Source organism: Chlorogloeopsis sp. ULAP02 (genome assembly GCF_038404745.2).
GTDB lineage: Bacteria > Cyanobacteriota > Cyanobacteriia > Cyanobacteriales > Nostocaceae > Chlorogloeopsis.
The window spans coordinates 1-15,708 of the sequence record NZ_JAYKTT020000012.1 but is presented as its reverse complement, the minus strand read 5'-3'; the positions used below and the strand labels follow the sequence as shown (position 1 = coordinate 15,708).

At 40.0% G+C, this 15,708-nt stretch carries 14 protein-coding genes and 1 pseudogene; 7 read left to right on the top strand and 8 right to left on the bottom strand.

The window, feature by feature from the left end:
- Positions 1-60 precede the first annotated feature (60 nt).
- A complete protein-coding gene (locus U2718_RS06910; RefSeq protein WP_341993200.1) occupies positions 61-570 on the bottom strand; it encodes an N-acetyltransferase family protein in 510 nt (169 codons plus the stop codon).
- Positions 571-572: 2 nt separating this feature from the next.
- Entirely contained in the window at positions 573-2,339 is a 1,767-nt protein-coding gene (locus U2718_RS06905; protein ID WP_341993199.1) for an ABC transporter ATP-binding protein, read from the bottom strand.
- Positions 2,340-2,858: 519 nt separating this feature from the next.
- Here U2718_RS06905 and U2718_RS06900 point away from each other — a divergent pair.
- Positions 2,859-3,143 carry a DUF5132 domain-containing protein gene (locus U2718_RS06900; RefSeq protein WP_341993198.1) on the top strand — a complete coding sequence of 95 codons (285 nt, stop codon included), beginning with the start codon at positions 2,859-2,861 and terminating at the stop codon, positions 3,141-3,143.
- Positions 3,144-3,354: 211 nt separating this feature from the next.
- Entirely contained in the window at positions 3,355-3,882 is a 528-nt protein-coding gene (locus tag U2718_RS06895) for a hypothetical protein (RefSeq protein WP_341993197.1), read from the top strand.
- A 346-nt stretch (positions 3,883-4,228) separates the two neighbouring features.
- Here U2718_RS06895 and patD read toward each other — a convergent pair whose 3' ends face one another.
- On the bottom strand, positions 4,229-4,567 hold the full coding sequence (patD, locus tag U2718_RS06890) for a heterocyst frequency control protein PatD (protein WP_341993196.1): 339 nt from the start codon (positions 4,565-4,567) through the stop codon (positions 4,229-4,231).
- Between the two features lie 363 nt (positions 4,568-4,930).
- Here patD and U2718_RS06885 point away from each other — a divergent pair, with 363 nt between their 5' ends.
- The gene (locus U2718_RS06885; RefSeq protein ID WP_341993481.1) at positions 4,931-7,204 is read left to right on the top strand and encodes a bifunctional (p)ppGpp synthetase/guanosine-3',5'-bis(diphosphate) 3'-pyrophosphohydrolase; all 2,274 of its coding nucleotides are present in this window, start codon (positions 4,931-4,933) and stop codon (positions 7,202-7,204) included.
- 239 nt (positions 7,205-7,443) lie between these two features.
- Here the strand turns inward: U2718_RS06885 and U2718_RS06880 are convergent, their stop codons facing one another.
- The 3 genes from U2718_RS06880 to U2718_RS06870 form a co-directional block, all read right to left on the bottom strand.
- Positions 7,444-7,773, bottom strand: a complete 330-nt coding sequence (locus tag U2718_RS06880; RefSeq protein WP_341993195.1) for a hypothetical protein — start codon at positions 7,771-7,773, stop codon at positions 7,444-7,446.
- A 499-nt stretch (positions 7,774-8,272) separates the two neighbouring features.
- The gene (locus U2718_RS06875; protein ID WP_341993194.1) at positions 8,273-8,848 is read right to left on the bottom strand and encodes a nitrate transporter; all 576 of its coding nucleotides are present in this window, start codon (positions 8,846-8,848) and stop codon (positions 8,273-8,275) included.
- A gap of 3 nt (positions 8,849-8,851) precedes the next feature.
- Complete coding sequence (locus tag U2718_RS06870; protein ID WP_341993193.1) at positions 8,852-9,592, bottom strand: prolipoprotein diacylglyceryl transferase; 741 nt, start codon at positions 9,590-9,592, stop codon at positions 8,852-8,854.
- 81 nt (positions 9,593-9,673) lie between these two features.
- On the opposite strand from U2718_RS06870, the gene U2718_RS06865 reads away from it, so the two are divergent.
- Positions 9,674-9,796 (top strand): hypothetical protein, encoded by a 123-nt coding sequence (locus U2718_RS06865; RefSeq protein WP_341993192.1) that lies wholly within the window; start codon positions 9,674-9,676, stop codon positions 9,794-9,796.
- A 36-nt stretch (positions 9,797-9,832) separates the two neighbouring features.
- Complete coding sequence (zwf, locus tag U2718_RS06860) at positions 9,833-11,212, top strand: glucose-6-phosphate dehydrogenase (RefSeq protein ID WP_341993191.1); 1,380 nt, start codon at positions 9,833-9,835, stop codon at positions 11,210-11,212.
- Between the two features lie 722 nt (positions 11,213-11,934).
- On the opposite strand, the gene U2718_RS06855 is transcribed toward zwf, so the two are convergent.
- Positions 11,935-12,510, bottom strand: a complete 576-nt coding sequence (locus U2718_RS06855; RefSeq protein ID WP_341993190.1) for a TIGR04376 family protein — start codon at positions 12,508-12,510, stop codon at positions 11,935-11,937.
- A 235-nt stretch (positions 12,511-12,745) separates the two neighbouring features.
- Between U2718_RS06855 and U2718_RS06850 the strand changes: the two genes are divergently transcribed.
- Positions 12,746-13,261: a hypothetical protein gene (locus U2718_RS06850; protein ID WP_341993189.1), complete on the top strand. Its 516-nt coding sequence runs from the start codon at positions 12,746-12,748 to the stop codon at positions 13,259-13,261.
- 53 nt (positions 13,262-13,314) lie between these two features.
- Here U2718_RS06850 and U2718_RS06845 read toward each other — a convergent pair whose 3' ends face one another.
- Entirely contained in the window at positions 13,315-14,442 is a 1,128-nt protein-coding gene (locus U2718_RS06845) for a glycosyltransferase family 4 protein (protein ID WP_341993188.1), read from the bottom strand.
- A 1,141-nt stretch (positions 14,443-15,583) separates the two neighbouring features.
- Between U2718_RS06845 and U2718_RS06840 the strand changes: the two are divergent.
- Positions 15,584-15,708, top strand: a pseudogene (locus tag U2718_RS06840) (DUF1499 domain-containing protein); the annotation flags it as partial.

Below are 15,708 nucleotides of genomic sequence, written 5' to 3'. Positions count from 1 at the left end.
CGTCTTCCTCCCAATCACCAATCCCCAATCTTGCTATAGTTATAGACTGCCCGCTGCTTCTTATATAATTCGCAGCCCCAAAATTGCTAAGTCACGTTCTACCTCATCAAGTTCTGCAACTTTGGGTAAGTATCCCCAACGCTGAAAGCCAAATTTCTCAAACAGTTTTAAGCTGGGGTGGTTGTGGGCAAAAATGAAACAAACTAAATTTTTGAAACCCAAAGTTGAGCTTTGTTTGATTGCTTGGGTTAGCAGTTGCTTTCCCAATCCACAGTGATGATATTCTGGGGCAATGTAAATACTAATTTCTGCTGTGGCATTATAGGCTGGGCGTCCGTAAAAAGATTGGAAACTCAGCCATCCAGCTACTACACCCTCTACTTCAATTACCCAAAGCGGATTTTTGAGTGGCGATCGCCCATTAAACCAAGCGATGCGACTTTCCACAGAGACTGGTTCTAAATCAGCGGTTGCCATGCGGCTGGGAATTGCAGCATTATAAATTGCCACAATTTTTGGTAAGTCAGTTTCGGTAGCATGGCGAATATTTGTTGCTGCCTTCTGTGTCATGTTCAGGCTCGTGCTAACAAGGGAGCGGCGGCTAGTAAAGTTTTGGTGTAAGGATGCTGGGGATTAGCAAAAATTTCTTTTGTGGAGCCAATTTCGACAATCTTGCCACCATTCATGACGGCAATGCGATCGCATAAAAATCTCGCTAACCACAGATCGTGAGTGATAAACAAATACGTCAATTCAAACTCTGCTTTTAATTCCAGCATCAAATCCAGCACTTGCGACTGCACACTAGCGTCTAACATACTTACAGGTTCATCACAAATCAAAAGTTTCGGATGAGTAATTAAAGCACGAGCAATTGCCACTCTTTGCTGCTGCCCCCCAGATAAATCTGAGGCATAACGCTGATAGTAAACTTCTGGAGGTTTTAAGCCTACTTTCTCCAGCATCCAAAAAACCTGTTTTTTTGCTTCTGTGGGAGTAGCTAGCTTATGAATCAACAATGGATCTGTAATGCTTTGCCCTACTGTCATCGCTGGATTTAGGCAGGCATGGGGATCTTGAAACACCATTTGCATTTGTCGCCTTTGGGTGCGCATTTCCTGCCGGGATAGGTGAGTGATCTCCTTTCCTAAAAACTCGACTTTTCCAGCAGTAGGAGGAATTAACTGCAAAATTGTCCGCGATAAAGTACTTTTGCCGCAACCAGACTCCCCGACTAATCCTAAAATTTCTCCAGGATATAATTCGAGATTAATGCCATCTACTGCTTTAATTGTCTGAGATTGCCCTTTGAACAAGCGTTCAATTAAGTTAGGCTCGATTGTATAGTGCTGTTTTAAGTCTACGACGCGCAAAATTGGGGATTGGGAGGAAGACGCACAGACAGTAAGACGCGGTGACGCGGAGAAACTTTTATTCATATTCCCCATGTCTGGGTGTCTGGGTGTCCCCGTGTCTGGGTGTCCTCTTGATTCCCCGTGTCTGGGTGTCTGGGTGTCCTCTTGATTCCCCGTGTCCGTTCCTTCTCCTGCCTGAATATGCAAAGCCGCTTTTAGGAGCGATCGCGTGTATTCGTGTTGGGGTTGTTTAAATACAGATTCGGTGGTACCCATTTCCACCATTTTGCCGTCATACATAACGCCAATGCGATCGCAATACTCTGCTACCATTGCTAAATCGTGGGAGATCAGTAGTAGTGCCATATTTTCTTCGGCACACAGTCGTGTCAGTTCTTGCAAAATCTGTGCTGCTACAGTGACATCTAAGCTAGTGGTTGGTTCATCGGCAACAATCATCTTCGGTTGCAATAACAAAGCTAGGGCAATTGCTACTCGTTGTCGCATTCCTCCACTAAATTCATGGGGGTACTGGTTCCAGCGACTGGCGGGAATATTAACCTTTGCCAAAGTAGCGATCGCCTTTTCTTTAGCTTCCCGTGTTGATAATTTCGGAGAGTGCGCCTTTAGCGTCTCGATACAGTGGTTACCTATAGTCATCAAAGGATCGAGACGTGTCATGGGATCTTGAAACACCAACGCTACTGCCTCTCCTCGAAACTTGCGCATTGGAGTTGGTGTTAAAGCAAACACCGATTGTCCTTGAAATGTGACTTGTCCTTCAACGCGAGTGGATGGTGGTAGCAACCGCATTGCTGCTCTTCCCAAAGTTGACTTACCACATCCTGATTCTCCCACTAATCCCATTTTTTCGCCTGGTTGCAGGTTAAAAGAAACATCATCAACTGCCCAATGTGTTTCTTCGTCGCTACGATGAGGATAGGCAACCCGCAAATGTTCGATAGTAAATAAGGCGTTACTCATACTTTATTTAGTTATTGGCGTTGAAGTTATAAGTTTTAGATAATGTATCAGATTATATTCGTGATGCTTGTTGTCTATGTATCTTTATTTTTACAGGCTTCTATTATACTTTGTATAATAATTCATCTTTGAAAAAATATTTGTCATTTATGAAATCAGTATTTTCTCAAATCAATTATCCATTCAACTAGATTTTTGTTCTAAAAATTATATCTAATATTTTTAATTAATATTAGATGAAGAATCAAATTTAAAAGTTAGATATTATCCGATTTATTTAAAATTATCTAATTTAATATAAATATAAAAATCTAGATTAAATTTTTGATGAATCTAATTTAATTAGAAGTTATTACTGTTATTTCTGTGTATTATTTTAACTTTAACGCTTGCTACTAATATCGACAAACAGCAATATTATTTAATATTTTTTCACGATATTAAATAAACTATTTTGTGAGATTTATTACTTTAACAGTAATAAAATAAAGTTGTAAGAATAAGAGAGGTAAAAACACTATGGGAGTTAAAGTTTTACCAGATGTTGGAGATGTAGCCGAAAATCTTGGTGTTACAGGTATTTTAGGAGTTGTGCTTCTGCCTGTGTTCTTGCCAGTGTTAGCTGGTGTTGGTAAGCCTATTGCCAAGGGAATTATCAAAGGTGGAATCATTTTCTATGAAAAGAGCAGGGGAGCGATCGCAGAAGTTGGCGAAACTTGGGAAGATATTGTCGCAGAAGCAAGGGCTGAACTTGGTGAGTCGCGCATGAAGTCAGCTGAACCGATTGAAGAGACTCAGGCTTGATGACTCAAGGAAGAGCCATGCTAATCTCGAATTTTGCAGTGAACTTTCGCATCACTATCGAAGATGATTTTCAAGGATGGAGATTTTACCCATCCTTTTTTTAATTGCTATTGACACTTTATGCAAAAGTTCCCAGTTGCAGACGCTATGCTCTTAGTAATATTGTTTTATTTATGCTGTATTAAGCCTTAAATCCAAAATAAATCAACCAATGCTCATTTCTGCTGATTCACGCATTCCTTTCCCATGCTCCCTTGTCTATACTACCTATCGCGACAAGCTAGTTGAACTTATTCCCTATATGCCGAATGTACGTTCCATTCAAGTGAAATCTCGTAGTGAGGAAGATGGATTAGTTCACAGTGTCAATGAGTGGCATGGAGGTGGAGAAATTCCAGTAGCGGCAAGGGCAGTAATTAGTGAAGATATGCTCTCCTGGACAGAATACAACACGTGGTATGAGGATAAGTTGATTGTGGAATGGCAAATAAAAACCCACGCCTTTAGCGAAGCAGTTCATTGCGCGGGGAAGAACCGCTTCCTTGCAGATGGTAATACAACGATTGTAGAGAGTCGTGGTGAACTAATTATTGATCCCAAGGAAATCAAGGGAGTTCCTCAATTCCTTGTTCGCAGTGTAGTGCATTTAGTCCAAGATTTTCTTGCTAAAAAAATTGAACCCAATCTGTTGCAATTGAGCGAGGGAGTACGTCAATATTTAGAGAAAAATAACAGTTGAATTAAAGTACTTATAGGGAAAATTAGAGAAGTCCAATTTATCCATTTAGTACTTAGTTTCTGATAGTATATATTTGTTTATCTAATTCTTTGGTCTTAATCTTATTACTTTTTCTTTCAGCGCAGAAGTATTCCCTACTAAGCTATAATCGGAATTGAGAGTGTTATAGATTAGCGTAGTGATATAAAGATAACTTCCCAGAAAGTACTGGTTTTTGTTAATCTAATAAGTAATATTTTTGCTCTCAAATAGCATTTTCATGGTATAAATCGTATACCTTGTCTTTCATCTTGAATATCATAAAATCTTGACAACAAAAACTCCTACTACCCAGGTGATTCTATGGTTATTGTAGTTGCAAAATCGCTTTACAGTAATCTGTAAGTGTTGTCAAGCGATCGCTTATAGTTTTGCGTCGCTCGGATGCAGTAGCAGATTGGCGCGCTCCTTGGTAAAACATCACATCGATTTCTAATAGACGCAATTGCTTGCTCATTTCTGTTCGATAGGATTGCTCTCGTGATTTTTCTTCTGTCAAAGGTAAAATTTGCTGCTGAAAAAATTGCTTTAACGAGACAAGGTGCTGCTGCATTCCGGGTGCATCTAGTTGTTTAGTAACAACCTCAGAATGGAATTGCTCCAATAATGTTGCGAAGGTTTGATATTTGTCCTGATGGAAAGACATTCAGCGCTGATTGAGATACTATTAATGTCAAGTAATCTTTCTTATACAATAAAAATTTTAGCCTTTAGCTTATCTTGTTGCCCTAAAAATTATAGTTTAGGGCTTGATTTATCATCAATCGATTTTCGGGATGATTATGCTTGAAGTATGAACAGGACGATTTCCACAAACTTTACGAGCAATCATTCTGCGATCGCTTTTGGGCTTTGCGTATCAACGGCAAATTCTTTTGGCAGTGATGTCGTCAATTGCATCTAATTCCCTATAAAGGTGGGTTTCGCCAATCAAACCTCGCTCATACAGCAACTTTTTTGCTAAACCCTTCCCTCGTAACCACCAATCACCCTCAGTTCCGATCCTATGATGAGCACCACAGTTGTCAACGAACCAACGGATATTACTCTTCCAGAATGGCTCAAGAGTTGCTTATACGCACCATCTACGAGCGGTGGTGAAACAGAAGAAGACCGAAAGTACTATGATACAGATTTAATTTGCCGTGCATTTCGATTTGCCTATCAGTTGCATCAAGGGCAATACCGCAAGTCAGGAGAACCTTACATTTGTCATCCGATTGCTGTTGCTGGAATGCTACATGATTTAGGAGGCAGTGCTGCTATGATAGCAGCTGGATTTTTACATGATGTAGTTGAGGATACAGATGTCACAATTGAAGATATAGAACAGCGTTTTGGGGCAGAAGTTAGGTGTTTAGTCGAAGGAGTGACTAAGCTTTCTAAAATTAACTTCAAAAGTAAAACAGAAAGCCAAGCGGAAAATTTTCGGCGGATGTTTTTAGCAATGGCGCAGGATATCCGCGTGATTGTGGTGAAGTTGGCAGATCGCTTGCATAATATGCGAACATTAGAATTTATGCCAGATGAAAAACGCCGACGCACTGCTTTAGAAACAAGGGAAATTTTTGCTCCCCTAGCCAATCGCTTGGGGATTTGGCGTTTTAAATGGGAATTGGAAGATTTGGCGTTTAAGTATTTGGAACCTGAGCCTTTTCGCCAAATTCAGCAGCTGGTTTCGGAAAAAAGAACGGCACGAGAAGAGAGATTGGATAAAGTTTCTGAAACTTTGCGAGAACGACTGGCAGAAGCAGGAATTCGTTGTCTCGATATCAGCGGGCGTCCCAAGCATCTTTATAGTATCTACCAGAAGATGCAGCGCCAAAATAAGGAGTTTCACGAAATTTATGATCTGGCAGCACTGCGGATAATTGTTCAAACTAATGAAGAGTGTTATCGTGCTCTGGCAGTAGTTCACGATGTATTTCGTCCAATTCCTGGTAGATTTAAAGATTATATTGGTCTGCCCAAGCCCAATCGCTATCAATCGCTGCATACTGGAGTGATTGGGCCTTGGGGACGACCTTTGGAAGTGCAAATCAGAACACTGGAGATGCATCGAATCGCCGAGTACGGGATCGCGGCTCACTGGAAGTATAAAGAAACTGGCGGTTCTAACATTACGCATTTAAATGCGGCAGATGAAAAATTTACTTGGTTGCGGCAGTTACTAGAATGGCAAAACGATCTCAAAGATGCTCAAGAATATTTAGAGAGCATCAAAGATAATCTATTTGAAGATGATGTTTATGTCTTCACTCCAAAGGGAGATTTAGTTGCTTTGAACCCCGGTTCTACTACAGTGGATTTTGCTTATCGCATTCACACAGAAGTTGGAAACCACTGTGCCGGAGCTAGGGTAAACGGGAGGATGGTTCCACTTTCGACACGACTGCACAATGGTGACATAGTTGATATTATTACTCAAAAAAATAGCCATCCTAGTTTGGATTGGTTAAATTTTGTCAGGACAAGTGCAGCTAAAAACCGGATTAAGCAGTGGTACAAGCGATCGCGCCGGGAAGAAAATGTGGCTCGCGGTAAAGAAATTTTAGAAAAAGAACTCGGCAAAACAGGTTTTGATAGTTTCTTGAAGTCAGAGCCAATGCAGGCGGTAGCAGAAAAGTGTAACTACCATTCTGTTGAAGATTTGCTTGCTGGTTTGGGCTATGGAGAAGTAACCCTAAATTTAGTACTTAACCGTTGGCGAGAAATCGTAAAGGCACAACAGCCTGTAGTTAATGAACCTGAGATTCCCCCAAATCTGCCAACTACAGCCAAAGCCGCACTAAGAGATGGAACCACGACGACTTCACGCTCTACTGATTCGCCAATTGTGGGAGTTGAAGGATTGATGTATTATTTGGCTGGGTGTTGTACTCCTATCCCTGGCGAACAAATTATTGGTGTAGTTACGCGGGGTAAGGGAATTTCCATCCATCGCCAAGGATGTCACAACGTAGAAAAAGTAGAGTGTGATCGCCTTGTACCAGTAAGTTGGAATCAAGCAGCAGAAAATAACGGTCGTCCTCAAACTTATCAGGTAAACGTGCAAATTGAAGCTTTGGATCGGGTGGGAGTGTTAAAAGATATTTTGTCGCGACTAAGCGATCAAGGTATCAACGTCCGCCATGCTAATGTAAAAACTGCTTTTGGTCAACCGGCATTAATTGATTTGGGGATCGAAATCCGCGATCGCGCTCAATTGGAACATATATTCGTTCAAATTAAGAAAATGAGCGATATTCTTAATATCCGTCGTGTCGGACAAATTGACGAATAATTTAGTTGCATAATTAATTCAAAGTTACAGGGTGCTTTTCGAGGCGGTATCATTTACCATGATGTAGATTCGCGTGTTTTTTACTAAATCAAATCTAGCGATGGAGAAAAGATTTGAAAATCAATAAATAAAGTTTCTATAAAGGAACTTTAGCTAGTCAAAAATTTAAATATTTAAGTAATGCAAGAAATCAGATTTATCTCCTGATTTATATTCCTTGATGAAAACTTGAATGTTTATTATCTTGGAGAATAGAGGCTGAATAAAAATAGCCAATAACCACCATTAATTAAAGCAGTGAGAACTGCACCGATAATAACTCCGTGCATCAAAGCTGTTCGTTTTTGTCTGTTTAGCTTTAAAGCAACAGGGATAATATATATAATTTGAGTTATGCCAATACCAAAAAAATATATTATAAAAATTTGCTCGATAATATTTATTTGTGTATAGTTAATCATTGATAGTAACAACACAAGAGCAAATAAAGTTGAAGTTACTACAAGATGCATTCCTATTACTAGGATAATACCTGCAATCAGGTTACTAAATTTGGTTCTTCGTGACATTGAATTTTTTAATCAAATAGGTAATTTTTTGAAACGCAGAGGAACACAGAGGAAGCGCAGAGGGGCGCAGATATTTTTTTGAATCATTCCGTTACTGAAAACAGAAACAATTAATTTTTAGAGATTTTAATTGGGTTCCGTCATAAGTAGAAGGCAGATGGCAGTAGAAGCGGTAGACGCGTTCGCCGTAAGGCGTTGCGTTAGCTAGCGGCTTCCGTTCAGCGAAGCTGTTCCCGTTCCCCGAAAGGGGTTCCCGCAGGGTAGGGTAGGTACGGCTTCCGTAGGTAGGCAGAAGGTAAAAGGTTGTTTCCACCTACTTAATTACTCTGACTTCTTTGAACAAACACTATTTGTCAAAGCGCAAAATAGGTAATTGCGGGTAGGAATAGAAATTCATCAAACTTATTTTCAGCTCGGTGGGAATGGATTAGTAACCATTAAATAAATAAGTAAATTTTCCTATCAGTATTCACGATAGTTCTTCCAGGAAACATGAGTTTTAAAGTTCAGATTTTTTACCTTCTGAGGCAAGCCGCGAAAGAGTATTTCCTGTAATTTCTAGTAGCTGATTTAGTAAAAATCCAATTGTGCCGACGTAAATTATACCTTCGATCAGGCTACTATTGTTACCGGATCTATAACTATTCCAAATAAAAAAACCTAATCCCTTACCAACTGTCAACATTTCTATAGCAATGACTGTAAACCAAGCTACCCAGACACCAATCTTTAAGGCATCAAATATACAATTTATTGCGATCCTAAGACTATTACCTTCAATTCGAGATTTTCGCATACCAGCAGCCGTTTTAATAGTTAATGGCCAAACAGCACTTGAGAATACAACGACACTTGTTGCTACTTCTAATTCTCGAAACAAGATTAAAGCAAGCGGTACTAAAGCTATAGAAGGCATACTGTAAGGGATTTGTAAAAAACGCTTACTTACTTGATAAACCACTGGATTAGTTCCAATTAAACTTCCAATTAAAATTCCTAAAATTGCGGCAGGAATGTAGCCAACAAATAATAATTGTAAGCTAGATAAAAAGTCTAAAAATATACTATGTCCCATGCTTTATGCTTTTAATCGTAACATCTGAGGAATAGTGCGCCAATAATACACGATAGCGCATAGACAGGCAATTTGAATTGCACTCATCCCCAAAAAAATACGAAAATCTGGTTTTATAAAATCTATCAAAAATCTAAAGATTAAATATAAAACTAAATAAAATTTAAATAAATCATCTTCCTTGTATTGGTAGTTACTACGAAGACGTATAAATATTAATAAGATGATTAAAAATATAATTTCATACAACTGTGTAGGATGGCGAAGAATGCCATCACCAAAATCCACACCCCAAGGTAATGTGGTTGCTATTCCGTAAGTGCGATCGCTCAATCCGGTAAGAAAACAACCAATGCGTCCAATTGCTGTTCCTATAATGAGTGGATAAACAAATACATCATCTGTAGAGCGATTAATACCAATAATTTTTTTAGTAATTTCTACACCAATTACTGCGCCTAAGAGCGCCCCTACTATGGTTTTTCCTTGTAGAGATAGTAATAAAAAAAGCTGGGAATTTTTCCACAATAAATCAATATATTGTAGTAAAACTAGTACTTTCGCACCAACAAGAGCACCGAACATTCCAATAACAATAATAGAAGTCCGTTGCGCTGGTGTAATAGAATCATTACGGACATTACGTAATATTAAACGTAACGCTATAGTATAAGCCAAAGATTCAAAGAAAATATGCGGATGTATCCGCAAAGACCCCAAATAAAAATAAACTGGGAATGTCATAAAATTTTAGATTTTGGATTGAAAATCACTATGGTGCGTCTGAATTGTATCAAGGCATCCATCACAATGATTTGTCAGTAGATGCATAGAATATGTAGCGCGATCGCACTCACTGTTACAGTTATTAGGTATGATGGCATCGATCGCGATCATGGCGATCAGCAAATCTGTCCCGATTATCGTGTTAAACACAGCACTCTTTGACTGCTTGCTCAAACTACATCTCTCAAGAGGCTCGTGATGACAACTCTTCATTCAGACGCACTTGTATTTTTTGGGGCGACAGGCGATCTTGCCTACAAGAAAATTTTTCCCAGTCTTCAGGCAATGGTACGGCGGGGTAATCTTAATGCCCCGGTGATTGGGGTTGCCGGGCGAGCTTGGACGACAGATCAACTGAGAGAACGAGCGCGTGATAGCCTAGAACATCATAGTGGTGTAAATCAAGCAGCATTTGAGAAACTTTCTTCACTGCTCCAGTACGTTTCTGGTGACTACAACAAACCAGAAACTTACGAAAAATTACGTCAAGCCCTTGGTAATGCCACTTGTCCACTCTACTACCTAGCAATTCCGCCCAGCCTGTTTGCACAAGTAGTAGAAGGATTAGGTAAGTCAGGCTGTGCTAAAAATGCCCGCGTGGTTATTGAAAAACCATTCGGAAGGGATTTGGAATCAGCACGCGAGTTAAATCAAATTCTCGGATCGGTTTTTCCCGAATCATCGATCTACCGGATCGATCACTATCTAGGTAAAGAACCACTGCTGAACTTGCTCTATTTTCGATTTGCCAACTCCTTTCTAGAACCTATTTGGAATCGCAACTACATCGAAAGCGTGCAAATTGTCATGGCAGAGAACTTTGGCATTCAAGGAAGGGGAAAGTTCTATGATGAAACAGGCGCAATTCGAGATGTGGTACAAAACCATATGCTGCAAGTGCTAGCTTCAGTTTGCATGGATGCTCCCGCCAGTACCGCAACCGATGCCATCCGAGATGAAAAAGTGCGGATTCTTAAAGCAGTGCGATCGCTCGAACCCAATGACATAATTCGCGGACAGTTTCAGGGTTATCGCCATGAGGAGGGTGTAGCTGCTGATTCCCAGGTAGAAACCTTTGCTGCCGTTCGTCTATTTATCGATACCTGGCAATGGTCAGGAATTCCCATTTATATTAGAGCTGGAAAAAAATTGCCTGTCAAGACTACTGAGGTGATGGTTAAGCTCAAGTGTCCACCTCTAGATGTGTTTAAGGAGGGAGGAAAAGAAAACACCAATTATGTTCGTTTTCTATTAGATCCGGAGGTAATCGTGGGATTGGGCGCTCGCACTAAAATCCCAGGAGAAGCCATGATCGGATCTGCGGTGGAACTGTTGGCGTTTTATGGAGGTGGCGACGAGATGGAACCTTATGAACGTTTATTGGGCGATGCGATGCGGGGCGATCCGACTTTGTTTGTACGAGAGGATACCGTAGAAGAGGAATGGCGAATAGTTCAGCCAATTCTCGATAACGTCACACCCGTTTACGAGTACGAGCCGAATACCTGGGGGCCACCAGAAGCAGATAAACTGTTGTTGGCAGGCGATCGCTGGTACAATTCATTGCCAAGGGAGTAATCTTCTGTAAGATCCCGACTTTTATAAAAGCTTGTCATTACCCACATCTTTTAATCTCTCGCTTCGTTGCTATAGCGCCAGAGAATAAATTCTCTGACTAATAGTTAAAGTCTACTGAAGTAGACTCAACAAAAATTTCAGTCCACTTGAGTGGCTTATGCTATCAGCCCAGAACTTAAGTTCTAGGCGGGATGACTTATAAAAGTCGGGGATCTGTGTTTTTGTGTTGGCTGATTTAGGAGTGCGATCGCTTTTATAAATGCGCAATTTACTGAAATGAGAAAGCGATCAACCTTTTTGCTGGTTAGAACTTACAGTAAATTTCATTTATTTGAACCACAATTTTTTGTCGGAGCGAGTTTAGCAGATATCCTTTCGGTTTGAGCTAGAGATTGAAACAAAACCCGCCCTTGTAATTTACAACTATACTAGGATGATGCGTTGCGCTACGCGACAACACATCCTACAACTGGTTGTAGCTCTTGGAGAAGTTTAACTGCATAAAATAGCTGTGTGATCGCTTCGGACTAGTTACCAATTCAAGCAGCCCCAAATCTAGTAAAACAGGTAGTTAGCTGATACCTTATTTTTAGCCTATGTAAGCAGGCTTTGGTTGTCTAGCTTCACCCTTATAGGGTGCAGGTGCAAGATATGACTTTCCACAGAAAACCTATAAAATAGAGACAAAAAGTTTACGCCCTCTGCCTCCTGTCTTCTCATCCCTACTTTCCCATATTCCGCTTCATCTGTTCCAACTCAGCCTCTGTTTCCCAACGCCGGAATTTCTCCTCTAGGGGATCGTAGCCACTGTAATCAGTTTGGGGTTGATTCCACCAACCAGAAGTTTCTAAGCGTTGCTGGGCTTGAGCTTTGGCACGCGCTGTCTGGGCTTCGGCGGCTTTTGCTTGTACTTCCTGTCGCCGTTGTTGAATTTTTCGCAGTAAATCTTGTGCTTGGCTGATGCGTTCCTTCAATCCTTGCATATGTCCCCAAAGCTGATTGCCTTGGCGTAACAGTGTGGCTTCTCGCTCACCTGCCGCCGCCGCTAAATCTTGTCTATTATTCGCTTTGGCTTTTTGGACGCGGATGTGCCACTTTTGGATTTCTTGAGCAGTGGAGAGAATTTCTTCTTGCGATCGCTTCTCTTGCAATTGCAAATCTGCAATCAGCTTTAAAGTGTCTTCTTCTTGCTCGCGTAGTTGTTCTAACAACGCTTCTAGCTCCAAATGTGGGTTACTTCGCAAGAATTCTTCTAAACGATTTTCTAGAAATCGACTCAAATCATCAAATAAGCCCACTGCCAGAACTCCACCTCAGGTATCTCATCTTTATTGTAGTCGTTATTATCGTAGCCCAAACCTACTCAGGTGATTATTTTTATCTCTATGCCAAAGTTCTCTCTCTAGGTTGAAGTTTTCAACCATTACTGATTCTTATCGTTTGATTAAAAAAGTGGCTTGTAGATTGAGCGATCGCAAAAGCCAACTTCTGTTTTAAATGAGTGGGAAGATATCATTACTTTGGCATAACATCATGAATTATCTTGTTGCAGTTTTACCAGATAGAATTAGAGCCGAGGAAGCCTACTCTGCTTTAGAAAAAGAAGGTTTACCTACAAACCAAGTGGATATTTTAGGTCAAGGTTACAAAAGCGCTGATGAGTATGGGCTAATAAACCCCAATTTACAAGCAAAAAAAGGAGCAAAGCGCCTTTCAATCTGGCTGATTCCTTTCGGTTTTATAGCAGGTTATGCCTTTAACGTTTTAACAGGCATCGAAATATTTCCTATTGGCAGCTTTGGCAATCATATTTTCGGTGGAATTTTAGGAGCCGCTGCTGGTGCTTTGGGTGCATACTTAGTCGGTGGAGAAGTCGGCTTGACTGTTGGTAGTGGGGATGCGCTGCCTTACCGCAACCGCTTGAATGAGGGCAAATATCTGATTGTTGTTAAAGGTACTGAAGAATTAACTCGTCAGGCAACCCGAATTCTACGTCAATTTGAACCAGAGAATTTGCAAGGCTATGTCGAACCAACAGGGGCGGCGTAAATTAATCTATTTGTAATTCGTAATGCAGTAATTACGAATTACGAATGAGTTAATTACATTTTTGAACGCAACTTTGGTAAACGAATATGTTCGTTTAGTTGCTGCTTGTTCTTAAAGTCATCAAATATGGTGACTTTGCCATTTTGAGCTAACCGTTCTGCCACAATTTGTCGATAGACAGCTTCATAGCCATCTACCATTTTTTGTACGCTGAAATTGTTCTCAACGTGCTCTCGGCAGACATGACGATCTAACTCAGTTACTTTGCTCACAGCACTGACACATTCTTCAATGCTGTTACAAATAAAGCCAGTTTTACCGTGGGCAATTACTTCTGGAACAGAGCCAAAATTCATGGCGATAACTGGTGTTCCTGCTGCCATTGACTCTACCATCACTAATCCAAACGGTTCTCGCCAGGTGATAGTAAATAGAGTTGCTACTGCACCTCCCATCAGGGCGTTTTTCTGAACATGATTTGCTTCGCCCAAGTACTGAATTTGCTCGCCATCAATGAAAGGCTTAATCTCCCGCTCAAAATACTCCACATCAACAACATCCACCTTACCCGCCATTTTTAATCGCCAACCAGCTTGTTTAGCTATTTGTATGGCTATGTGCGTTCCCTTCTCTGGTGAAATTCGACCTAAAAATGCTAGGTAAGGCTCTTGTTCTGGTTGGGGATGAAATTTATGGCTGCTGACATCAATGCCATTATATACAGTTGCTGCATAGTTCAACCCTAATCTTGGTTCGCGCTGTGCATTAGAAATACTTACGTAGGGTTGAGATTTTGCATGTTGAAACATCTTTTCGTTGTCAGGTGTAAAGATACCATGCAACGTAGTAATTGTGGGTGTATTTACTAATTTTGTATAAGGTAGAGCACTACAACCCATGTGTGAGTGAATCACATCAAACTCTTCTGCCCGTTCAAATACCCAAGCTAGTTGCAACATTTCATAAATGCCGTACTCTTTTACTGTAGAGTCTAGTCTTAATGCACGGGGATGAACTGATTCAAGCTTGGCTAATGTAATAGAGTCTCCTGATGCAAATAGCCTGACTTCATGTCCACGTCGGACTAGTTCATCGGTTAGCAACCCCACTACTAGTTCTGTACCGCCATAGCCTGGAGGTGGAACTCTCTCCCAAAGCGGGGCAATCTGAGCAATTCGCATAAAAGACTCCTGAAAGTTAAGATGAGAATTAAAATGAGTTTATTTTTCTCGAAAAAGTGTTTTTAAGCGACTCACTTAATCTGAGAGCTTGATTAGCACACTTTCTCGAATTGGGAATAATACAAACTTTATAGTTTCTCCAAGAAAAAATTTGTCTACCCAAGGTGAGGAAATCATATTCTCCCAGGAGGAAAAAGTTATTTTAATTAACTTAAAATCTTCTGTACGTTCATATTGTTTATATCTTATGGGAGATGACAACTTAATTCATCAAATATATTTATGATAAATATAAATAGTCTGGAGTACATGAGATATAAAAATGTAACTTCACTGAAATTATATACATAAATAACAAAGTTAGAAGAAATAATAATCTGAAACTTAATCTCAGAATTCACTCTTAAATTGAATTGATGGTACTTTGATCATATTGTCACTTAATGCTGATAGCCAAAAAATCATCTTTACTATTTTTGTAATTAGATTGCGAAAATAAGTGTTTTTATCCTGCAAAATACAGGTGAAATCGTTAGAATATAGATAACTAGCACTTGCGAGGCAATTGACAAGCCAATAAAAATGGTTAACGCCGCCGCAATTACTGCTGCTAGGGTAAGAGACTTTGATAACTAATCGGGAATAGGGGTAGCCTTTGCTTAATTCTAAAGAAGAAGGTGAGGTATAGGGCGATAGATTAACGTCCTATTCCTTAATCCCTTGTACTGAATCTACTCATTCAAAATCGATTCTAAAAACACGCCTATGAACCGTCTCACAAATTTATTTCAAAACAAAGCTGTTGTGTGGATAAGTGTTTTGCTCGTACTAGTTCTTTACTGGACTGTAGTTAATATAGCCATGTAAATCAAAAGGGAACAGTGAACAGGGGTTTGGAATGGGGATTACAAACCCAATACTGTCCTTGTACCAAGCGCTCCGATGGGATTTTGTACTTCCTATCGGAGCACAGATAAATTAAAACAATATACTGGTCTTTCCTTCTAGAAAAAACCAGTCATTGTTATTTTTAAAGAGAACATCTCCAGAATTAAATTCAAGGGATTTATATCATGTCCGGTTAATCAAATTGAATAAAAAATGTTTGCTCGTAGTGAAGACTTTAGTTCTCAAACTAGGACTGAAGTCCTTACCACGAACAAAAATTATCACCGAAAGCAATGACTATTTATATGCAAAATTTAAGAGTGCTTTGATGGGATTTGTGGATGATGTAGAATTTTTTGTAGATCGCAATGCCAATCT